The following is a 21,193-nucleotide window of genomic DNA, read 5'->3' as shown; positions in this document are numbered from 1 at the left end:
CGCGCTGGAGGCTTTCCCTCCTGATCGCTCCACCAGAGGGGGAGCGGATACATGCAAAAGTCGGTTCTATGGGGCGCGTCGACCTTGGCCATGCTGGTCGGCGCGGCGCCGGCCCTGGCCCAGGAGGCGCCGGTTGCGGTCGAGGACCTGGTCGTCACCGCCCAGCGGCGCGAGCAGAAGCTGCAGGACGCGCCGGTCGCGGTCAGCGCCTTCGGGGCCAAGGCCCTGGACCAGCTTCAGATCAACAGGGCAGAGACCCTGGGCGCGGCCGTGCCCAGCCTCTACGTCTCCCAGATCAGCGCCTCGCCCTCGACGGTGCAGGTGGCCCTGCGCGGCGCGCTGGACCAGACCGGCGGCATGATCACCTCCGAGCCGCCGGTCGGCATCTATGTCGACGACGTCTATCAGGCCCGCCTGTCGGTCGCGAACCTCGACCTGGCCGACGTCGTGCGGGTCGAGGTGCTGCGCGGCCCGCAAGGCACGCTCTACGGCCGCAACTCGATGACCGGCGCCCTGAAATACGTCACCCGCCAGCCCGGCGACGCGCCCGGCGGTTTCGTCGAGGCCTCATGGGGCGACTACGGCCTGCAACGCTATCGCGGCAGCGCCGGCGGCAGGATCACCGACCATGTCGGGGGCACGGTCTCGGCCCTGTTCTCCGACCGTGACGGCTGGCAGCAGAACACCGCCCTCAAGCGCCGCGTGGGCGAGCGCCGCGACGCCGGCGCGCGCTTCTCGCTCGGCCTGATCGACACCGGCCCGCTCAGCGCGACCTTCTCGGCCGCCTACGCCCGCACCGACACCGACGGCCAGCATTTCTCGCCGCTCGACCCGGTGACCCTGGCGCCTCTGGCCGGCGGCGCGTTCGGCTCGACCCGCTCGCCGCTCAACACCGACACCAAGACCGAGCAGAAGAGCCTGGCCCTGCACCTGGGCTATGACCTTTCCGGTGTCCAGCTGAAGTCGATCACCGCCTACCAGCGCCTGGACGACCGCTGGAACCTCGACTTCTCGGGCGGCCTGGTCACCGGCTCTGGCCTCGTTCCAGGCTTCCTGCGCGGCAGCTCGACCCAGCAGGAGCAGGCCAGCCAGGAGTTCCAGGCGCTGGGCGAGGCGTTCGAGGGCCGCCTGCAATGGATCGGCGGCCTGTTCTGGTTCAAGGAGACTGGATCCCAGGTGCTGTCCGACACCGTCGGCTCGGGCATCTACGGTCCGTTCCCCGTGCCGCTGCTGCCCACGACGATCCACGCGACCTCGGAAAGCATCGCCGCCTACGGCCAACTGGAATGGCGCTTCACCGACCGGCTCAAAGGCTCGGCCGGCCTGCGCTGGACCCGGGACGAAAAGACCATCGCCGGCACGATCCAGAACGGCCTCGTCGCCTATCCGCCCAGCCTGACCAGTCGTTCCAATGAAGGCGAATGGAAGGTCTGGACCCCGAAGTTCAATCTTCAGTACGACGCCGGCGACGACGTCATGGTCTACGGCACGATCGCCCGGGGCTACCGCGCCGGCGGCTTCGTGGCCCTGTCGATCGCCGAGCCGTCGATCTTCACCAAGGCCTACGATCCCGAATCCGCCTGGTCCTACGAGGCCGGCGCCAAGATCGAGGCCTTCGACCGCCGCGCCCGCCTGAACCTGGCCGCCTATGTCCAGCAGCTGAAGGACCTGCAGCAGAACGTCATCAGCAACGGCTCGATCCTGACCCAGAACGCCGCCGAGGCCCGCATCGCCGGGCTCGAGCTCGAGGCGGCCGCCACGCCGGTGAAGGGCCTGGATCTCTTCGCCTCGCTGGCCCTGACCGACGCCGAGTACGAGAAGCTCGATCCCGCCACCGCCGCCGCCCAGGCCGGGGCCAAGACCTTGCCGCTGATCTCCAAGGTCCAGGCCCAGGTCGGTGGTTCCTGGCGGATCGAGCCGGAGGCGCTGAAGGGCGGGGCGATCATCGTCTCGGCCGACTACAGCCATCGCGGACCGCGCTACGCCGAGGCGACCAATGCGGAGGCCGGCCGCATCGGCTCGGTCGACCGCGTCAACGCCAGCCTCGCCTGGGAATCGCCGTCGGCGGCCTGGCGGGTGTTCGTGCAGGGCCGCAACGTCTTCGACGCCGAGGACTACGTCTCCGGCGCCGTCTTCATCCCCGGCCTGATCGTCTACCGCCTGGCCGACGAGCCGGCCATGTGGAGCGCGGGCGTGAAGGTGAAGTTCTAGATTCCCCTTCCGTCGTCATCCCGGGCGAAGCGTAGCGGAGAGCCGGGACCCAGGGGCCGGCGCACCGCGCTGGCCAAGGCGTGGGCGCTTGATCGGAGTACCGCATCCAGTCCCTCTGGGTCCCGGATAGCCGCTGCGCGGCTTCCGGGATGACGATGAGGGGGCGAGAAGCGCTGCCGCCTTACTTCTTCTTGTAGGCCTTCACCGCTTCCATGGTCTTGGTGACGTGGCCCTGGAAGTTGAAGTCGCTGTAGGCCAGCAGGATCTTGCCGTCCGGCGCGATGACGTAGGAGGTGCGGTTGGACATGTTGTCCTTCAGCGGCAGCTTGACGTCGTAGTCCTTGATCAGGGCGGGGCTCGCGGCGGCGACCGCGAACTTGTCGCGGCAGTGCTCCTTCGAGAAGTCCTTGATCCGGTCGACATTGCCGCCGGTGACCCCGATCACGGTGGCGCCCAGCTTCTCGAACTCGGGCGTCGCCTCAGCGAACTCGTGAGCCTCGGCCGTGCAGCCCGAGGTGTAGGCGGCCGGGAAGAAATAGAGCACCACCGGGCCCTTCTTCAGGGCCTTGCTCAGCTTGAACTCGAAGTCCTTGCCGGCCAGGGCGCCGGGGGCGGTGAAGTCGGGAGCCTTGTCGCCGGGCTTCAGGGCGGCCAGGGCGGGAGCGGCGGCCAGCAGGCTGAAGGCGGCCAGCGAGGCGGCGACGGCGAGACGTTTCATCTTACGGGCTCCGAGAGGGATTGCGCGTTCAGCTACGGCGTGGCCAGCAATGTGGACGTGCCCCAACGGAAAGCAAGTATCGGCAAAACAGCGGTCCGGCTTGCCCAGTCCCCGGCTTTCCCCTAACCCTCCGCGCCCAAGACATTGAATCTTAGAGGAGCGGGCCGTCATGAGCATCGCCTTCATCTTCCCGGGGCAAGGCAGCCAATCGGTCGGCATGGGCGTCGAGCTGGCGGAGGCCTTCGCGTCCGCCCGCGAGGTGTTCCAGGAAGTCGACGACGCCCTGGGCCAGAAGCTGTTCCAGCTGATGCGCGAAGGTCCCGAGGGCGACCTGACCCTGACCGAGAACGCCCAGCCGGCCCTGATGGCCGTCAGCCTGGCCGTCACCCGCACGCTGGAGAAGGAATTCGGCGTCGGCATCGACCGCGCCGCCTTCGTCGCCGGTCACAGCCTCGGTGAATATTCGGCCCTGGCCGCCGCCGGCGCCATCAGCCTGGCCGACACCGCGCGCCTCCTGAAGCTGCGGGGCCAGGCCATGCAGCGCGCCGTGCCGGTGGGCGAGGGCGCCATGGCCTCGCTGATCGGTCCCAAGACCGACATCGCCCTGGCCGAGGCCGCCGCCGCCGCCGGTTCGGAAGTCGGCGTCTGCGTCGTCGCCAACGACAACAACAACGGCAATGTCGTGATCTCCGGCGCCAAGGCCGCGGTCGACAAGGCCATCGAGAAGGCCAAGGAACTGGGCGCCCGCGCCATTCCGCTGAACGTCTCGGCGCCGTTCCACTGCCCGCTGATGCAGCCGGCCGCCGACGAGATGGCCGCCGCCCTGGCCGGCGCCACGATCCTGGCTCCGCGCGCGCCGCTGGTGGCCAACGTCACCGCCGCCCCGGTTCACGATCCGGACGTCATCCGCAGGCTGCTGGTCGAGCAGGTCACCGGCCGCGTTCGCTGGCGCGAGAGCATGACCTGGCTGGCCGGCGAGGGCGGCGTCACCCGCTTCGCCGAGGCCGGCGCCGGCAAGGTGCTGTCGGGCATGGCCAAGCGCATCGCCCCGGACGCCGAGGCGACCCCGCTGAACAGCCCGGCCGACCTGGAAGCCTTCGCCCAGTCGCTCTGATGTAGACGTCGTGCGTTAGCCCTCGCCCTTCGACAAGCTCAGGGTGAGGGCTAATGTTCACGGCGGATCATTCGGGGTCCTCTTCCTGAGCCCGTCGAAGGACGAGGATCCCGCACCCCAATCCCTCCGAACCGGAGAACTCAAATGTTCGACCTTACCGGCAAGACCGCCCTCGTCACCGGCGCCACCGGCGGCATCGGCGGCGCCATCGCCCGCGCCCTGCACGGCCAGGGCGCCCATGTCGTGCTCTCGGGCACCCGCGAATCGGCGCTGACCGAGCTGAAGAACGAACTGGGCGAGCGCGCCTCGTTCGTGGTGGCGAATCTTTCGGACGCCGAACAGGTCGACGGCCTGGTCGCCAAGGCCGAGGAAGCCGCCGGCGCCCCGCTGGACATCGTCATCGCCAACGCCGGCATCACCCGCGACGGCCTGATCGTGCGCATGAAGGACGAGGACTGGGACACCGTCATCAAGGTGAACCTGGAAGGCTATTTCCGCCTGGCCCGCGCCGCCGCCAAGGGCATGATGAAGCGCCGCGCCGGCCGGATCATCGGCATCACCTCGATCGTGGGCGTCACCGGCAACCCCGGCCAGACCAACTACGCGGCCTCCAAGGCCGGAATGATCGGGTTTTCCAAGGCCTTGGCCCAGGAACTGGCCAGCCGCGGCGTGACCGTCAACTGCGTTGCCCCCGGCTTCATCGCCAGCCCGATGACCGACGCCCTGAACGACCAGCAGAAGGCCGGCATCCTGTCGACCATCCCGGCCGGAAAGCTGGGCGAGGGGAGCGATATCGCCGCGGCCTGCGTTTACCTGGCCAGCGATCAGGGCGGTTACGTCACCGGTCAGACCTTGCACGTCAACGGCGGCATGGCCATGATCTAGGCGAACGCCGCCTTGGTCCACAACGGCCATGCTTCTTGGCGGCTGACCCGCTGGTCACCCGAAAAGGAACGTGATAGGCGGTGACCCGACATCTCGCGGACGGTGAAACAGAGTTCATACCGTCCGCGGGTAAACAGATTTCAAAACGAGGGACTAACAGAATGTCCGACATTCTCGAGCGCGTGCGTAAGATCGTCATCGAACACCTGGATGCCGATCCCGAGAAGGTCACCGAGAAGGCCAGCTTCATCGACGACCTGGGCGCCGACAGCCTCGACAACGTCGAGCTCGTGATGGCGTTCGAAGAAGAATTCGACATCGAAATTCCGGACGACGCCGCCGAGCACATCCAGACGGTTGGCGACGCCGTGAAGTTCATCACGGAAAAGACCGGCGCCTAAGGGCGTCGGGTTCGTACCCTCACGGGCGAACAAGACTATCAGCCGCCGCGCAGCACGGGCTATTGCCATCGTGCGCGCGGCGGTTTTCGTATGTGGCCAAGATTCGCGCCGCAACCTGGCTTAGGGCTTTCGCCTTTCGTTCAGGCCGGCGCGTCGGAAGGTTTGGGAGCAATCCATGCGTAGAGTCGTCGTCACCGGGCTGGGCCTGCTGACTCCTCTGGGCCAGGGCGTCGAAGTGTCCTGGAAGAACATCGTGGCCGGCAAGTCCGGCGCGGGCCGCATCACCGCTTTCGACCCGACCGACTATGCCTGTCAGGTCGCGTGCGAAGTGCCGCGGGTCGATGGTCGTGGCGGCGGCGGTCCGGACATCGAGGGTTCGTTCGACCCCGACCAGACCATGAGCCCGCGCGATCAGAAGCGCGTCGACGACTTCATCCTGTACGGCATCGCCGCCGCGGACGAAGCCGTGAAGGATTCGGGCTGGGTTCCGGAAACCGACGAGCAGAAGTGGCGCACGGGCGTCATCCTGGGCTCGGGCATCGGCGGCCTGTCGACCATCGCCGACACCGCGCTTGAACTGGAAGCCAAGGGTCCGCGCCGCGTCAGCCCGTTCTTCATCTCCTCGGCCCTGATCAACCTGATCTCGGGCCAGGTCTCGATCAAGTACGGCTTCAAGGGCCCCAACCACGCCGTGGTCACGGCCTGCGCCACCGGCGCCCACGCCATCGGCGACGCCGCGCGTCTGATCAAGTACGGCGACGCCGACGTGATGATCGCCGGCGGCGCGGAAGCGGCCGTCTGCAAGCTCGGCATCGCCGGCTTCATCGCCTGCCGCGCGGTCGCCACCGACTTCAACGACACCCCCGAAAAAGCTTCGCGTCCTTACGACAAGGACCGCGGCGGTTTCGTCATGGGTGAAGGCGCCGGCGTCCTGGTGCTCGAGGAATACGAGCACGCCAAGGCCCGTGGCGCGAAGATCTATGCCGAAGTGGTCGGCTACGGCCTGTCGGGCGACGCCTATCACATCACCGCTCCGTCGGAGAACGGCGAAGGCGGCGGTCGCGCCCTGGCGGCGGCCGTCAAGGACGCGGGCCTCCAGCCCTCGGACATCGACTACATCAACGCCCACGGCACCTCGACCATGGCCGACGGCCTGGAAGCCGGCGCCGTGGCCGCGTTCCTCGGCGATCACGCCAAGAACGTGGTGATGTCGTCGACCAAGTCGATGACCGGCCACCTGCTGGGCGCGGCCGGCGCCATCGAGTCGATCTTCTCGATCCTGGCCATCCGCGACCAGATCGCCCCGCCGACCATCAACCTCGACAATCCCGACGTCGACGTGCCGATGAATCTCGCGCCCCACAAGGCCGTGCCGATGAAGATCGACGTGGCCGTGTCCAACAGCTTCGGCTTCGGCGGCACCAACGCCTCCGTCGTGTTCCGTAAGATCTCGTGAGCCAGATCTCGTGAGCAAGCCGCCGCGTCCGCAAAAGAAGGCTCAGGCGCCCAAGCGGGCGTCGAAGGCCCGCAAGCGGGAGACCGCCACCCTGGGACGTCGCCTGGCCGCCATGGCTGGCGGCGGCCTGGTGGTCGCCGCGGTCGCGGCCCTCGCCGTCGGCGGCGGGGCGGTCTGGCTCTACGGCGGGCCGGGTCCCAAGGCCAAGAACGGCGAATACACCTCGGTGGTGCTCCGCCGCGGCGCCAGCGTCTCGGAAATCGCCGGGGCGCTGGAAGCCGGCGGGGCGATCCGCTCCTCGTCGCTGTTCCTGACCGCCGCCCAGGTTACAGGCGCGGCGCGTCGGCTGAAGGCCGGCGAATACGAGTTTCCCAACCGCGCCTCGCTCTCCACCGTCCTGGCCATGGTCCGCGACGGCAAGGTCGTGCGCCACCAGGTCACCGTGCCCGAGGGCGTGACCTCGGAGATGGTGGTCGAGATCCTGCAGCGCTCGCCGGTGCTGGTCGGCGACGTGCCGACCCCGCCCGAAGGGGCTGTCCTGCCCGAGACCTACCAGGTCGAGCGCGGCGAGGAGCGGGCCGCCGTCCTGCAGCGGATGATGGACGACCGCGATAAGGTGCTGAACGCCCTGTGGGAGCAGCGCCAGCAGGGCCTGCCGTTCCAGACCAAGGACGAGGCCGTCACCCTGGCCTCGATCGTCGAGAAGGAAACGGCCCTGGCCAGCGAGCGTCCGCGCGTCGCGGCCCTGTTCACCAACCGCCTGCGCTTGGGCATGCGTCTCGATACCGACCCGACGGTGATCTACGGCATCACCCGCGGACGGCCGCTGGGCCGGGGCCTGCGTCGCTCGGAACTCGACACCGTCACGCCCTACAACACCTACAAGATCACCGGCCTGCCGCCGACGCCGATCGCCAATCCGGGCCGCGAGGCCCTGGCGGCGGTGATGAACCCGCCCAAGACCGACGAACTCTATTTCGTCGCCGACGGCACGGGCGGCCACGTCTTCGCCAGGACCTACGAAGAGCACGAGCGTAACGTCGCCCAGTGGCGTCGCATCGAGCGTGAGGCCAAGGCTTCGGAAGCAGCAGGGAACTGACCATGGCGCTGTCGGGCATGACCGGGTTCGCGCGTGTCGAGGGCGCTCTGGGCGACTGGAGCTGGGCCGTCGAGGCGCGTAGCGTCAACGGCCGCAACCTCGAGACCCGCTTCCGGGGCCCGCCGGGCCTGGAAAGCCTCGACCGCGCCGCCCGCGACGGGGCGCAAGGCCGCTTCCAGCGCGGCCAGCTGACGCTGGGCGTACAGGCCCGCAAGGCCGAGGCCGCCGCCGCCCCGCAGGTCAATGTCGAGGTGCTGGAACGCTACCTGAAGGCTGGTTCGCCCTATGTGGCCACCGGCATGGTCGGCAAGCCCAGCCTTGACGGCCTGCTGGCCCTGCGCGGGGTGATCGAAGTCCGTGAGGACGACGAGGATCCCGACGCCCGCGCCGCCCTGGAAGCCGCCATCGCCGCCAGCATCCACCAGGCCCTCGACGGCCTGAAGATCGCGCGGCTGGAGGAGGGCGCTTCGCTCTCACCCGTGCTGACGGGCCTGGTCGATCGCATCGAGACCCTCACGGGCCTGGCCGCCGCCGAGGCCGAGGGCCAGCCGTCCATCCTCAAGCAGCGCTTCGAGCGCCGCATGGCCGAGCTGCTGGGCGAAAGCGCCTCTCAGGACCGCATCCTGCAGGAAGCCGCCGCCCTGGCGGTCAAGGCCGACGTCCGCGAGGAGCTCGACCGCCTGGCCGGTCACGTGACCGCCGCCCGCACCCTGCTGGCCAGCGACGGCGCTTCGGGCCGCCGCCTGGACTTCCTCTCGCAGGAGTTCATGCGCGAGGCCAACACCCTTTGCAGCAAGTCGGCGCTGACCGCGCTGACGGCCCACGGCCTCGAGCTGAAGGCCACGATCGAACAGTTTCGCGAACAGGTTCAGAATGTCGAATAACCCGGCCGAGAAGAGCGGCCGCAAGCACCGCGGCCTCCTGCTGATGGTCGTGGCCCCCTCGGGCGTGGGCAAGACCTCGCTGACCCGCCGCCTGGTGGCCGACCACGGCGACCTGCACCTGTCGATCAGCGCCACCACCCGCGAGCCGCGCCCCGGCGAGCACGACGGCCGCGACTACCACTTCGTCTCCAAGGACAAGTTCAAGGGGATGATTGAGGAGAACGCCTTCTTCGAATGGGCCGAGGTCTACGGCAACTTCTACGGCAGCCCCAAGGCCCCGATCATGGAGGCGCTGGAGGGCGGCGAGAGCGTGCTGTTCGACATCGACTTCCAGGGCGCCATGAAGGTGCACGAGCAGGCCGGCGCCGACAGCGTGCTGGTCTACATCCTGCCGCCGTCGCTCGCCGAGATGAGCCGTCGCCTGCACGCCCGCAGCCAGGACAGCGAGGAAGTCATCGCCCGTCGCCTGTCGCGCGCCAAGGACGAGGTCGCCGCCTGGGAGAAGTTCGACTACGTCGTGCTCAACGACGACTTCGACAAGGCCTACGCCGACCTCGCCCACATCTACCACGCCGAACGCCAGAAGCGCTCGCGCAACCCCTGGATCGGCGATCTGGTCGGCGACCTGCTGGCGGAAGATATCTGACGGGCGCCCGGGGAAATCTCCGGACCGTCCCCCATTTTCCGAGCTTCCCCGCGAAGGCGGGGATCCAAGCGGCCCTGGCGGCCTGTACCGCCACCGCTCCATCCTGAACCTCGGCTTGGGTCCCCGCCTCCGCGGGGATTGTGCGGGTTGGGAGTGCGGGGTGATGCTCAGTAGTGAAAGCTGCCGCTCTCGCGCGGCTGGATCAGCTCGCGGGCCCGCAGCACCAGCTGGGTGGGCGTGAACGGCTTCATCATGTAGGTCGTCGCGCCCGCGCTCATGGCCTCGACCACCCGGTCGAGCCGGCGCTCGCCGGTCATGATCACCACCGGCACCTCGCGGCCCCAGTCGCTGACCCGCAGGCGGCGCAGCACCTCGATTCCCGTCTCGCCGGGCATGCGCACGTCCAGGAACACGATCGCCGGGTGGCGGTCCTGCACGTCGGCCAGCAGGCGCTGGGCGTCCTCGGCCGTTTCGACCTCGAAGCCGCCCTCGACCAGCGCGCCCGACACGTATTCCAGCATCAGGGGGTCGTCGTCGATCACCAGGGCGAGGGGACGGGACATGCGGGACTCCGGGGGCGTCACAGCCAGACGCGAGACTGATTCTTGGTCGCCGCCCGCACCCGCGCCAGCAGGTCGTCGGCGGAGAAGGGCTTGAGCACGTAGCCGACGGCGCCGGCCTCCATGGCGGCCTTGACGTTCGCCCCGGCCGCAGAGGCGGTTATCATGATGGCCGGCACGGCCTTCAACCGCTTTTCCGCCCGCAGGCGTCGCAGCAGCGTCAGGCCGTTGATCTCGGGCAGGCCCACGTCGAGCAGGAACAGGTGCGGCGGACGGCGCAGGGCGGCGGCCAGAGCCTCCTCGGCGTTGTGCGCCACCTCGACGGCGAAGCTCTCCATTTCCAGCCGCAGCCGGACGAACTCCGTCACCAGCGGATCGTCGTCGACGACCAGGACGAGGTGTTGCTGCTCTGGCGCGGGCTGCATGCAGTGAAGATTCCTCCACCCGCGCGCGATTGCAAGCCGTGGTGCAGCCGTTCAGGCCTTCAGCAGCGCCGCCGCCAGGGCCTGGAAGCCCTCGATCGGGATCGTCTCGGCCCGCGCGTCGGGATCGATGCCCGCCGCTTCGCACAGCGCGCCGCCGCCGATCGGCTTGAGGCTGGAGCGCAGCATCTTGCGGCGCTGGCCGAAGGCGGCGGCCGTCACCCGCTCCAGGGCCGAGACCAGGGCCTTGTCCGGCGCCGGCTCCAGCGGCACGAGGCGGGTCACGGCCGAGGCCACCTTGGGCGGCGGGGTGAAGGCGCGGGCCGGCAGGTCCATGACCACCTTGGCGCTGCACACCGTCTGCGACAGCACCGCCAGACGGCCATAGGCGTCGTCGCCGTCCTGTGCCGCGATGCGGTCGGCGACCTCCTTCTGGAACATCAGGGTCATCGACAGAGGCCGGAAGGGCCCGGTGAGCCAGTTGATCAGCAGCTGGGTGCCGACGTTGTAGGGCAGGTTCGAGACCATGTGCGCCGGACCGCCGTCGGCCAGGGCCGCCATGTCGGCCCGCAGGGCGTCGCCCTCGACCAGAGTCAGGCGGCCGTCGGCGGCGTCGGCCAGTTCGCCCAGCAGCGGCAGGAAGCGGCTGTCCTTCTCGACCGCCACCACCTTGGCGCCGGTCTCCAGCAGGGCCCGCGTCAGGCCGCCGGGGCCGGGACCCACCTCGATCACGGTGTCGCCTTCGCCCACCTCGGCCAGGCGCGCGATCTTGCGGGTGATGTTGAGGTCGAGCAGGAAGTGCTGGCCGAAGCTCTTGCGCGCCAGCAGGCCATGGCGCTCGAGCGCCTCACGCAGGGGCGGCAGGTCGGCGAGGGAAGGGGACGTCATCGCCTCCCTCTAGAGCCAAAACCTTCGAAAGCCCAGCCGTCTCTAGGCGTTGCGCCGCGCGGCGATGTCGGCGGCCAGGCGGATGGCGGCGATCAGGCTGTCGGGACGGGCGATCCCGCGGCCGGCGATGTCGAAGCCGGTGCCGTGGTCGGGCGAGGTGCGCACGATCGGCAGACCTAGGGTCACGTTCACCCCGCCCCAGAAGTCGAGCATCTTCACCGGGATCAGGGCCTGGTCGTGATACATGCACAGCACCGCGTCGTAGGTCGCGCGGGCGTCGGCGTGGAACAGGCTGTCGGCCGGCGCGGGGCCGCGGGCGTCGACGCCGCGATTGCGCAGGGCCTCGACGGCCGGGATGATCGTCTCGATTTCCTCGCGGCCCAGCGCCCCGCCTTCGCCGGCGTGCGGGTTCAGCGCCGCGACCGCCAGGCGCGGAGCGGCGATGCCGAAATCGGCCTTCATGGCCTGGGCGGTGACCAGGCCCGCTTCGACGATGCGCTCGACGGAGAGGGAGGCCGGCACGCTGCCCACCGACTGGTGGATGGTGACCAGGGTGGCGCGCAGGTCGCCGGCGGTCAGCATCATCACCGGTCCGCGAGCGCCCTCGAAAGGCACGGGAGCGGTCAGCTCGGCAAGGAACTCGGTGTGGCCGGGAAACTTGAAGCCCGCCTCGTACAGCGGGGCCTTGGCTATCGGGGCGGTGACGAGGCCCGCGACGGCGCCCGACAGCGCCAGGCCCACGCCGGTTTCGATGCAGCGGACGATCTGGCCGGCATGGGCGCTGGAGGGCTTGCCGGCCACCACCGGCGACTGCAGCGGCACGTCCAGCACCGGCAGGGCTTCGGCAAACACCTGGGCGGCTTCGACAGGGCCGGTGACGGGCCGCACCTTCACGCCGCCGCCGGCGGCGGCCAGGCTCTGCAGGTCGCCGACGGCCATGAACACCGGGCCGCTCTCGCGGAGGGCGGCCCAGGCCTTGGCGATGATTTCGGGCCCGACGCCGGCGGGATCGCCGACGCTCAGGGCCAGGGTGTCTGTTTTCACCGGGTCTCGATGGTGGCGGAGTTGCGCAGGTCCCGCAGGTAACGTTTGGAGATCAGCGCAAGTTGCTGACCCTTAAGGCGATTTTCGATCTGATCGTGCGAGGGGGCAGCGCCGCCCGACTGGCGCTTGCCGCACACTGCGATCAGGTGCAGGCCCGCGTCGGTGCGGATCGGGTCCGACACCTGGCCGATGTTCAGGGCGTTGGCGGCTTCCTGGAACGAGGGAGCCAGGTCGCCGATCTCGGCTTCGCCCAGGTCGCCGGCGACCACGCCGCCCACCTTGCCGGCCTCGGCTTCCAGCGTCTGGCAGCTGGTCAGCTTCGGCTTCAGCCCGGCCAGCAGGGCCGTGGCGGCCTGCACGTCGGCTTCCGGAGCATCCTTGGGCAGGGCCACGGCCACCTGCTTGAGGTCGACCAGGGTCGCCTTGGCGCCCGAGCGCTTGTCGCGCAGATAGACGATGTAGACGCCGTCCTTGACCGGGATCGGGGCCGACAGCTGGCCGGGGCGCAGCTGTTCGAGCGCCGCGTCGACCTCGGCCGGCATTTCGCCCGGGCTCACCCAGCCGGCGTCGCCGCCGTTGGCCGCCGTCGAGGCGGCCGAGAACTGCCGGGCCACGGCCGCGAACGGCGCGCCCTGCTGCATCTGCGCCACCAGCTGGCGGGCGCCGTTCAGCGCCACCTCGGCGCCGCCGACGCGGACGGCGTCGATGAACACTTCGCTGACCTGGTACTGCGGCTTGCTCGCCGACTCGGCCATGCGGCGCTGGAAGGCCTTGATCTGGTCTTCGCCGATGCGCAGGCGCGAGCCGTAGCGGCCGCTGATCCAGTTCTGCCAGCTGGTCTCGGCGCGGATCTGGGCGCGCCAGGTGTCGCCGCTGACGCCCTGGGCGGCCAGCTGGCCGAGCAGCTGCTCGGCCGACATCTTGTTGCCCTGGGCGATGTTGGAGATCTCTTCGTCGACTTCCTTGTCGGTCGAGATGATCGTGATCTTCTGTTCGCGCTCGACGCGGCGCAGTTCCTGCATCTGGACGTGTTCGTCGATCAGCGAGCGCAGGGCTTCCTGCTCCAGCTGGGGCAGGTTCTCCTGGGTCGGTTGCAGGCCCGAGGTCACCATCAGCAGGCGCATGCGCTGCATCAGGTCATAGGACGAGATGATGTCGTCGTTGACCACGGCCGCGACGCTTTCCGACAGCGGATTGGCGCGGGGCTCGGCGGCCGCCGGCGGGGCGTCGACCACGGGCGGGGCGGCCTGCCGGGCCTGGGCGGGAAGGCCCGCCACGGTCAGGGCGAGGATGGACGCGGCGCTGGCCGCAAAAGTCGTCACGCTACGCGCAGACCGCATGGATAGTGTCGTTCCTCTGGAGCCCGGCCTGGCCGGCCGGCCTCGATTTCAACCTCTGTGGCGCGACGACCTTCCGGAAGACCGTGGGCGGCCGCGCCTCGATGCGTCGCGGAGACGCGTGCGGACGCCCCGCACGTCCCCCCGGACGTTGGATATTTTAGTCGCTGTACCCTGTATCGCCCAATGTGGCGAGGGTTAGGCGCACGACGATCGAGCGGTCCGGCTGGAGCCGCAGGCCCGTCACCGTCGAGCTATAGCGGTCTTCGTGTTGGTAGATGATGTCGATGCGGATGCAATCGTCCGTATAGGCCACGCCAAGGTCGCGGCGACGCCAGGTCTCGGCCACCAGGTCCAGCTGGCCGAAGGCCGTTAGGGCCCACTTCTTGGTCAGTTGCAGCTGGCCGCGGGTTTCGAAGTTTTCCTGCCGCTCGCCGTTGGAGTCGACATTGTCCTTCAGGTACCGGACCGAGCCTTGCAGGCGGCTGGTATAGGCGTCGGCGCCGGTTTCCAGGCGATTGATCTTGGTGGTGTCGGAATCAAGGCGCGTGCGGACGTAGGCGTTGATGCCCGCCACCGGGGTGACCGTGGCGGCGACGATCCAGTCCGACGACTTGTCCTGCAGGCCCGTGCGGCTGGGCAGCAGCGGGTCGTACTTGGTGCGGAAGCTGCGGCCCACCAGCACGCTGCCGCCGCGGCCGTCGGCGGTGTTGAAGGTGGCGCGGCCGCCCACGTTCATCCGGGTGCCGCCCTCGTAGAGGTCGAAGCCCGGCGACTTGTTGGTGCGGAACAGGTTGGTTTCGTCGAACTCGAAAGCCGAGCTGTCCTCGTTGTAGAGGTAGGTGGTGGCGCCGTTGCGGGCGACGACCACGGGCACGCGCGAGCTGTCCGAACCGGCGGCGATCTGCACCAGCGGCTCGAGGATGACGTTGCCGCCCTTGTTCAGGGCCTTGTAGAGCGGCAGGCTCAGGTCCACCCCCGCCACGCCCAGCGTCCGCGAGTAGTTGACCTCGGCGTCGTCCCCGGTCGCCATGGCGGCCGTCGACAGGTAGATGCCCTTGATCTTGTAGGCGTCGGCGCGGGCCTGGGCGAACGGCTGGACGCGCAGGCCCGGTCCGACGACCGCACTGGCTCGCCAGTCGGCCTGGACGCTGCCGCGAACGCTGTCGACGCCGCTTTCGTGCGAATAGGCCGAGAACAGGTAGGGCGACTCGCCGAACTGCGATTCCGAGCGGTTCAGCATCACGCCCGAACCCTGCAGGCGCAGGCGACCGAACAGCACCGGCGATTCCGGCTCCCAGCGGCCCTCGACCAGCGGGCCGATAACCGGGAACGCACCGCTGTTCTCGAACTTGTTGCCGATGCCGGTCGTCGGGTCGGTGCCGACCACGCGCAGGCCCTGCACCGAGACCGCCGAGATCGACAGCCACGAGCGGTCGTCCTGCCGCGAGGTGAAGATCTGCGACGTCAGGCGACGGTCTTCGCTCGTGAACAGGCCGCGCTGCTCGTAGACGTCGTTGATGTCGTACTTGTCGAAGATCAGGGCGTCGGAGGCGCGCTCGGCGCTAAAGCCCCACTTCCACTTGTCGTTGATGTCGAACGCGCCCTTGGCCAGGATGTAGCTGCGGGTCGTCGCATCGCCGAAGCGGTTGCCCCGGTTGTCGAACTCCTTCTCATACGTCGCCCCCATGCGCGCCTCGAGCATGCCCGAGTAGAAGCGCTTGCGGTAATTGACGTTGAGGAACGGGTTAACTTTCGTGTTGATTTGAGGACTTATGATCACATCCTGAGACGGTGAGATCACTTGCAGATAGGGCTGCTGGTAGGACAGGCCGCGACGCTGCGACAGGCCCACCTTCGGCGTCAGGAAGCCCGAGCTGCGGGGCGCCTGCGGGTCCGGGTGCCAGAACAGCGGCAGATACAGCAGCGGCGCGCCCCACAGGCGGATCTTGGCGCCGTGGTAGTAGACAATCTGGCGGCTCTTATCCTGCACCACCTTGTCGGCCTCGATCGACCAGGTCGGGGTCGGCTTCTCGGCGCAGACGTCGCAAGGGGTGTAGATCGCCTGGTTGAGCTCGGTGACCTGCTCGTTGCGGCGGATGGCGGTGGCGGCCGCGATCTTCACGTTCTGGTCCATGCGCGTGGAGAAGTTGCGCGCGAAGCCCGCACGCATGTCCTTGTCCAGCGTCAGGTCGTCGGCGAACTGGGCCGTGCCGTCGGCGTTGATCAGCGAAACCTTGCCGTGGGCGGTCACCACGCCGGTGGCGGTGTCGTAGATCACTTCCTGGGCGCGCAGGGTGCGGCCCTGGTAGCGAACCTCGACCGAGCCGCGCGCCGTCATGGTCTTGGCCGCGTCGTCGCGGACCAGGATGTCGGACTCCAGGAAGTAGCCTTCGTCGCCGAGGCCGTCGTCGGCCGCGGCTGGCGTGGCCGGAACTTCCGGGATCGTGGCGAGCGGTTGCTGGGCGTGCGCGCCGCTCGCGGCGGCGAACGCCAGCCAGGCCACGCCGGCCATCAGCAGCTTGCGAACCGCCGCGCCCGGCGCTGGGCTTAGATCGATCATCAGGGGCCTCGATGCCGGCGTCACAGACTCAACCATCCTCGGTATAGCAAAGCAGGGTCAGACCCGCCAAAAGCGCCGCAGCCGGAGGAGTCCAGGCGGCCAGGACAGGCCCCAGGACGTCGGCCTTGCCCAGCGCGCCGCACAGTTCGTTGAAGAAGAAGAAGCCAAAGCCGAGCGCGACGCCAGAGCCGGCCAGCGCCGCCAGGCCGCCAAGCCGCATCAGGCGCAGCGAAAAGGCGGCGGCAAGCACCGACATGGCCGCGAACAGCAGCGGCGTGGCCAGCATCGTCTGCAGGCGCATCTTGAACGGCGTCGCCGAGAAGCCGGCCGCCTCGGTGCGGGCGATGGTCTCGGGCAGGCGCCAGAAGGCGACGGCCTGCGGGTTCTTGAACCGGTCGGCGGCGGTGCGCTCGTCCAGGTCGGACGGCACCGTGACGCTGTCGGTGCGGATCGCGCCGGCGCCGGGGGTGGCCTCGCTGACGCCGGTCAGGCGCCAGAAGCCAGGCTCCAGGCGAGCCTCGGCGGCCTCGTAGCGGCGGGTGAAGGCCAGTGAACCGTCCGGCTTCACGTCGTAGACGAAGAACGACACGCCGCGCAGGCGGACCGCGCCGTCGACCGTGTCGCGCACGCGGGCGCGGATGACGATCTGGCGCTTGTCGTCGCCCTGGCGCAGCCAGGCGCCCTTGGGGGCGTTCTTCAGGTAGCCGGCCAGCAGGGCGTCGCGCTCGGTCTCGAACCGGGCGCTCATCGCCGAGGTCAGCGGGTTGAGCAGGGTGACGGTGACGACGCCCATGGCGAAGGCCGCGAAGGCCGCCGGCAGGATGAAGCGCCAGGCCGAGACGCCCGCCGCGCGCATGGCGATCAGTTCGCTGCGGCGGTTGAGGCCCACGAACGCCCCCAGGGTGCCGAACAGGAAGATGAACGGCGTCAGGGTGAGGAGGGTGGCCGGGGCCTGCAGCACCGTCAGGTACAGCAACTGGCCGAAGCTGGCGTCTTCCGAACGGGTGCCGACGTTGCGGGTGATGTCGACGAAGGCGATCAACATCACCAGCGCGCCCAGCACGGCCAGGGCCGCGCCGAGCGAGGCCAGCGTCTTGCGCAGGACGTAGCGCTCGATCATGCCGACGCCGATCACGACAGGCCTCCCAGCGGCTGCAGGCCGCCTTGGCCGCCGATCGGCACGTGGCGCTGCACCTTCTGGCGGAAGATCTGCGACAGGCCCCACCAAGTGGCGGCGATCGGCACGATGTACTGCAGCACGTTCAGCCACGCCGCATCGTCGCAGGCGGCCTGCACGCCGAAGCCCATGATCCGAACCACGGCCGCGGCCGCGCCGACGGCGGCGATGCGCTTGCCATAGCCCATGCGGCTGAACGCGCCGCCGATGACGGCGGCCAGCGCCATGGCCATCATGGCGATGTTGTATAGCGGGCTGGCCAGCCGCGAATGGCCCTCGGCCAGCATCTTCACGCGGTTATGCTGCTCCCACTCCTGGGTCATGTCCGGGAAGAACAGCTCGTGCGGATAGCGGTCGGCGATCTTGTAGTGCAGCAGCTCGTCGCTCTGGAACAGGGTCGACAGGTCGAAGACGTATTCCTCGAACGACAGGTAGTTCAGCACGCCGGCGCTCGAGAATTCCTGGTTCGAGCCCTTGCGCATGATCAGCACCGGCAGGTCGTTGCGCCGGGCGATCACGCCCTCGCGCGCCGTGTAGGTGACCGAGCCGCCATTGGGCTTTTCCTGGTGGATGAACAGGTTCTTGATCAGGTTGTCGCGGTCGATCGACTGGGCGTAGACCGTCAGGCCGGGGCCCGGCTCGGTGAACTCGCCCGGCCGCACCAGGGTCGAGGCGAGATCCGTCTTCATCGCGAAGGCCGTCTCGCGGATCAGGCGCGCCGACCACGGCTGCGCCCACAGGCCCAGTCCCAGCGAGATCAGGGCGGCCAGCACCGCAAGGCGCATGGCCGGCGAGATCACCCGCCAGCGACTCATGCCGCCGGCGAAGCAGACGACGATCTCCTGCTCGGTATGCAGACGGTTCAGGGCCACCAGGGCGGCCACGAACAGGGCCACCGGCATGATGATGTTCAGAAGCTGGGGCAGGGCCAGCAGGATCATCTTGGCGAAGATAAGCGCCGTCTGGCGCTGTTCGACCAGGATGTCGAATTCCGAGAGGCTGCGCGCCAGCAGCGCCAGCGCCGCGAGGGCCGCCGTGGCCAGGATGGTCGGCCCGACCAGCTGACGGAAGAGATAGCGTTCGATCAGGCGCATGCAGGGGGTGTTTCGGGGGCTTCACGGATTCGCGCGGCGAACCCCGGCGTTGAGGCGTGTTCTACACGTCTGGCTCGGCTTGGCACAACCGAAGACATCATGGGGAACCGCGTGACGGTGCTGTGAACGGCGACGGTCTTTTCCCAAGGATCGGCATGGACTATGCCGGGCGTTCACGTCCTGTCGCGTCGGATCGCGGCCTTCTTGAGGCCGCGCCGCGACGGGATCTCCCGCTTCCTGAGGAGCGCTGCATGCGTATCGAGTTCGTTCCCGCCGACAGCCAAGCCGGCGCCACCGCCGCCTTGGCGGTGCTGGCCTACGAGGCCGCCGCCCTTTCGCCCGAGGCCAAGGCCGTCAACGACGCCGCCGGCGGCGCGATCGCCCGCGCCGCGGCCGGCGGCCGCTTCATCGGCGCCAAGGGTCAGGTGCTCGACATCCTCGCCCCGGCCGGCCTGGACGCCGCCCGCGTGGTGGTGATCGGCGTCGACGGCGCCGGCGTCGTCGAGCCCGAGACGGCCGAGATCGCCGCCGCCCACGCCTACAACGCCGTCAAGACCTCGGGCGTCACCGAGCTGCTGCTCAAGCTGGGCGGCGACGCCGAGACCGCCGCCCGCGTCGCCTTCGGCGTCAGGCTGGCCGCCTACCGCTTCGACAAGTACCGCACCACCGAAAAGGCCGAGAAGAAGCCTTCGGTCGCCACCGTCAAGGTCGCCGCCGCCGATCCGGCCAAGGCCCAGAAGGCCTTCGCCGCCCTCGAGCCGATCGCCGACGCCATCCTGTTCAGCCGCGACCTCGTCTCCGAGCCGGCCAACATCCTGCACCCGGAAGAGTTCGCCGCCCGCGTGAAGGGCCTGGAGAGCCTGGGCCTCGAGGTCGAGATCCTCGGCGAGAAGGAAATGGCCGCTCTGGGCATGGGCAGCCTGCTGGGCGTTGGCCAAGGCAGCGTCCGCGAGAGCCAGCTGGTCATCGCCAGGTGGAACGGCGCGGCCGACAAGTCGGCCCAGCCGATCGCCTTCGTCGGCAAGGGCGTCTGCTTCGACACCGGCGGCATCTCGATCAAGCCCGCCGAGGGCATGGAAGACATGAAGTGGGACATGGGCGGCGCGGCCGCCGTGGCCGGCGTCATGCACGCCCTGGCCGGCCGCAAGGCCAAGGTCAACGCCATCGGCGTCCTGGGTCTCGTGGAAAACATGCCCGACGGTAACGCCCAGCGTCCCGGCGACGTCGTCACGTCGATGTCGGGCCAGACCATCGAGGTCATCAACACCGACGCCGAAGGCCGCCTCGTGCTGGCCGACGCCCTCTGGTACACGCAGGACCGCTTCAAGCCGAAGTTCATGGTCGACCTGGCCACCCTGACCGGCGCGATCATCATCTCGCTGGGCAACGACTACGCGGGCCTCTTCAGCAACAACGACGGCCTGTCGGAGAAGCTGCTGGCCGCCGGCGAGGCCGAGCGCGAGCCGCTGTGGCGCCTGCCGCTGCCCAAGGCCTACGAGAAGCAGATCGAAAGCCCGATCGCCGACATGAAGAACATCGGCGGCCGCCCGGCCGGCTCGATCACGGCGGGCCTGTTCCTGCAGCGCTTCGTCAATGGCGTGCCGTGGGCCCACCTCGACATCGCCTCGACCGCCTGGCGCAAGGGCTCGACCGATCCGACCGTGCCGGACGGCGCCGTCGGCTTCGGCGTGCGCCTGCTCAATCGCCTCGTCGCCGACGCCTACGAGGGCTGAGCCCCCTTATGTCGGCCGCGCCCTGCGAAATCTGGTTCTACCACCTGGAGCGAAGCAGCGCCGAACAGGTGCTGCCCGAGCTTCTGGAAAAGACCCTGGGGCGCGGCTGGAAGGCTCTGGTCCGGGGAGGGGATCCGGCGCGCCTCAACGCGCTGGACGCCCACCTCTGGACCTTTCGCGACGACAGCTTCCTGCCGCACGGCATGGCCGAGGAGCCGCTGGCCGAGCGCCAGCCGGTGCTGCTGATCGCCGCCCTCGACAACCCGAACGGCGGCGATGCGTTGTTTCTGCTCGACGGCGCCGAGCCGGGGGATCTCAGCGACTTTGCGCGCTGCATCCTGCTGTTCGACGGCCGTGACGAAGAGGCCCTGCGGCTGGCGCGGGGCCGCTGGAAGGCGTTCAAGGCGGCCGGCCACCCGGTGTCCTACTGGCAGCAGGCCGAGCGCGGATGGGAGAAGAAGGCATGAAGCGGCTGTTCACGGTTCTGGGCGCCACGATGGTCCTGGCGGCCTGCTCGACCAGCACGCCCGAGCCCGCGCCGCCGCCGCCGCCCGAAACGCCGGTGGCGCCGCCCGCCATCGCCCTGCCCAAGCCGCCGGAGCCGCAAAAGGACCAGTGCGGCCTGAAGGAGGCGCAGGCCTTCGTCGGCAAGAACCGCACGCAGCTGCCGGCCCCGGTCGATCCTTCCCGCTGGCGCGTGGCCTGCACCACCTGCCCGGTGACCATGGACTACCGCGCCGACCGCCTGAACATCCTGTTCAACCCCGACACCGGGGTCGTGCAGCAGGTGAAGTGCGGGTAAGGGCGGGCTGATCGCGCCCACCTCAATCCGAACTTCCCCGCGAAGGCGGGGACCCAAGCTGACGCTCCGAAATGTGGCTCGGTCGTAGGTCGTCGGCGACCTCGGCTTGGATCCCCGCCTTCGCGGGGAAGTTCGGTGAGAAAGATAGTATTTCCCCCT

19 protein-coding genes and 1 pseudogene are annotated in these 21,193 nt (G+C 69.1%); 11 read left to right on the top strand and 9 right to left on the bottom strand.

Going from position 1 to position 21,193, the window contains the following annotated elements; translation table 11 throughout:
- Positions 1-51: 51 nt before the first annotated feature.
- Positions 52-2,211 carry a TonB-dependent receptor gene (locus tag P7A99_RS12220; RefSeq protein WP_347276690.1) on the top strand — a complete coding sequence of 720 codons (2,160 nt, stop codon included), beginning with the start codon at positions 52-54 and terminating at the stop codon, positions 2,209-2,211.
- Between the two features lie 181 nt (positions 2,212-2,392).
- Here the strand turns inward: P7A99_RS12220 and P7A99_RS12210 are convergent, their stop codons facing one another.
- Positions 2,393-2,929: a peroxiredoxin gene (locus P7A99_RS12210; RefSeq protein ID WP_277794127.1), complete on the bottom strand. Its 537-nt coding sequence runs from the start codon at positions 2,927-2,929 to the stop codon at positions 2,393-2,395.
- A 169-nt stretch (positions 2,930-3,098) separates the two neighbouring features.
- Between P7A99_RS12210 and fabD the strand changes: the two genes are divergently transcribed.
- The 7 genes from fabD to gmk all read left to right on the top strand — a co-directional run bounded on the left by fabD (position 3,099) and on the right by gmk (position 9,414).
- A complete protein-coding gene (fabD, locus tag P7A99_RS12205) occupies positions 3,099-4,043 on the top strand; it encodes an ACP S-malonyltransferase (protein ID WP_277794126.1) in 945 nt (314 codons plus the stop codon).
- 144 nt (positions 4,044-4,187) lie between these two features.
- Positions 4,188-4,928 carry a 3-oxoacyl-[acyl-carrier-protein] reductase gene (fabG, locus tag P7A99_RS12200; protein ID WP_277794125.1) on the top strand — a complete coding sequence of 247 codons (741 nt, stop codon included), beginning with the start codon at positions 4,188-4,190 and terminating at the stop codon, positions 4,926-4,928.
- A gap of 161 nt (positions 4,929-5,089) precedes the next feature.
- The gene (locus P7A99_RS12195; RefSeq protein ID WP_007672577.1) at positions 5,090-5,329 is read left to right on the top strand and encodes an acyl carrier protein; all 240 of its coding nucleotides are present in this window, start codon (positions 5,090-5,092) and stop codon (positions 5,327-5,329) included.
- 175 nt (positions 5,330-5,504) lie between these two features.
- The gene (fabF, locus tag P7A99_RS12190) at positions 5,505-6,785 is read left to right on the top strand and encodes a beta-ketoacyl-ACP synthase II (protein WP_277794124.1); all 1,281 of its coding nucleotides are present in this window, start codon (positions 5,505-5,507) and stop codon (positions 6,783-6,785) included.
- A gap of 10 nt (positions 6,786-6,795) precedes the next feature.
- Positions 6,796-7,884 (top strand): endolytic transglycosylase MltG, encoded by a 1,089-nt coding sequence (mltG, locus tag P7A99_RS12185; protein ID WP_431307666.1) that lies wholly within the window; start codon positions 6,796-6,798, stop codon positions 7,882-7,884.
- Positions 7,885-7,886: 2 nt separating this feature from the next.
- The gene (locus P7A99_RS12180) at positions 7,887-8,768 is read left to right on the top strand and encodes a YicC/YloC family endoribonuclease (protein ID WP_277794123.1); all 882 of its coding nucleotides are present in this window, start codon (positions 7,887-7,889) and stop codon (positions 8,766-8,768) included.
- Positions 8,758-9,414, top strand: a complete 657-nt coding sequence (gene gmk / locus P7A99_RS12175) for a guanylate kinase (protein ID WP_277794122.1) — start codon at positions 8,758-8,760, stop codon at positions 9,412-9,414. Before P7A99_RS12180 ends, gmk begins: the two co-directional genes overlap by 11 nt.
- 167 nt (positions 9,415-9,581) lie before the next feature.
- On the opposite strand, the gene P7A99_RS12170 is transcribed toward gmk, so the two are convergent.
- From P7A99_RS12170 to lptF, 8 genes and pseudogenes are all read right to left on the bottom strand, one after another.
- Positions 9,582-9,977: a response regulator gene (locus P7A99_RS12170; protein ID WP_277794121.1), complete on the bottom strand. Its 396-nt coding sequence runs from the start codon at positions 9,975-9,977 to the stop codon at positions 9,582-9,584.
- Positions 9,978-9,994: 17 nt separating this feature from the next.
- Positions 9,995-10,399, bottom strand: a complete 405-nt coding sequence (locus P7A99_RS12165) for a response regulator transcription factor (protein WP_277794120.1) — start codon at positions 10,397-10,399, stop codon at positions 9,995-9,997.
- 51 nt (positions 10,400-10,450) lie between these two features.
- On the bottom strand, positions 10,451-11,284 hold the full coding sequence (gene rsmA, locus P7A99_RS12160; protein WP_277794119.1) for a 16S rRNA (adenine(1518)-N(6)/adenine(1519)-N(6))-dimethyltransferase RsmA: 834 nt from the start codon (positions 11,282-11,284) through the stop codon (positions 10,451-10,453).
- A gap of 42 nt (positions 11,285-11,326) precedes the next feature.
- Positions 11,327-12,328: a 4-hydroxythreonine-4-phosphate dehydrogenase PdxA gene (gene pdxA / locus P7A99_RS12155; RefSeq protein ID WP_277794118.1), complete on the bottom strand. Its 1,002-nt coding sequence runs from the start codon at positions 12,326-12,328 to the stop codon at positions 11,327-11,329.
- Positions 12,325-13,668: a peptidylprolyl isomerase gene (locus P7A99_RS12150; protein ID WP_277794117.1), complete on the bottom strand. Its 1,344-nt coding sequence runs from the start codon at positions 13,666-13,668 to the stop codon at positions 12,325-12,327. The genes pdxA and P7A99_RS12150 overlap by 4 nt, the downstream gene beginning before the upstream one ends.
- A gap of 157 nt (positions 13,669-13,825) precedes the next feature.
- Positions 13,826-16,228, bottom strand: coding sequence for an LPS-assembly protein LptD (locus P7A99_RS12145; RefSeq protein ID WP_277794116.1), 2,403 nt, complete (start codon positions 16,226-16,228; stop codon positions 13,826-13,828).
- 28 nt (positions 16,229-16,256) lie between these two features.
- On the bottom strand, positions 16,257-17,348 hold the full coding sequence (gene lptG / locus P7A99_RS12140) for an LPS export ABC transporter permease LptG (RefSeq protein ID WP_431307669.1): 1,092 nt from the start codon (positions 17,346-17,348) through the stop codon (positions 16,257-16,259).
- Between the two features lie 27 nt (positions 17,349-17,375).
- Positions 17,376-18,499, bottom strand: a pseudogene (gene lptF / locus P7A99_RS12135) (LPS export ABC transporter permease LptF); the annotation flags it as partial.
- A 251-nt stretch (positions 18,500-18,750) separates the two neighbouring features.
- Here lptF and P7A99_RS12130 point away from each other — a divergent pair.
- From P7A99_RS12130 to P7A99_RS12120, 3 genes are read left to right on the top strand one after another with little or no spacing between them, the layout of a single operon-like run.
- The gene (locus tag P7A99_RS12130; RefSeq protein WP_277794115.1) at positions 18,751-20,232 is read left to right on the top strand and encodes a leucyl aminopeptidase; all 1,482 of its coding nucleotides are present in this window, start codon (positions 18,751-18,753) and stop codon (positions 20,230-20,232) included.
- A gap of 8 nt (positions 20,233-20,240) precedes the next feature.
- On the top strand, positions 20,241-20,699 hold the full coding sequence (locus tag P7A99_RS12125) for a DNA polymerase III subunit chi (RefSeq protein ID WP_277794114.1): 459 nt from the start codon (positions 20,241-20,243) through the stop codon (positions 20,697-20,699).
- Positions 20,696-21,034 carry a peptidase inhibitor I78 gene (locus P7A99_RS12120; protein WP_277794113.1) on the top strand — a complete coding sequence of 113 codons (339 nt, stop codon included), beginning with the start codon at positions 20,696-20,698 and terminating at the stop codon, positions 21,032-21,034. The genes P7A99_RS12125 and P7A99_RS12120 overlap by 4 nt, the downstream gene beginning before the upstream one ends.
- Positions 21,035-21,193 lie beyond the last annotated feature (159 nt).

This window comes from Caulobacter endophyticus (assembly GCF_029543245.1).
GTDB classification, from domain to species: domain Bacteria; phylum Pseudomonadota; class Alphaproteobacteria; order Caulobacterales; family Caulobacteraceae; genus Caulobacter; species Caulobacter endophyticus_A.
Note: the sequence above shows the minus strand (reverse complement) of the source record. Positions and strands in the feature narration are given on the sequence as shown.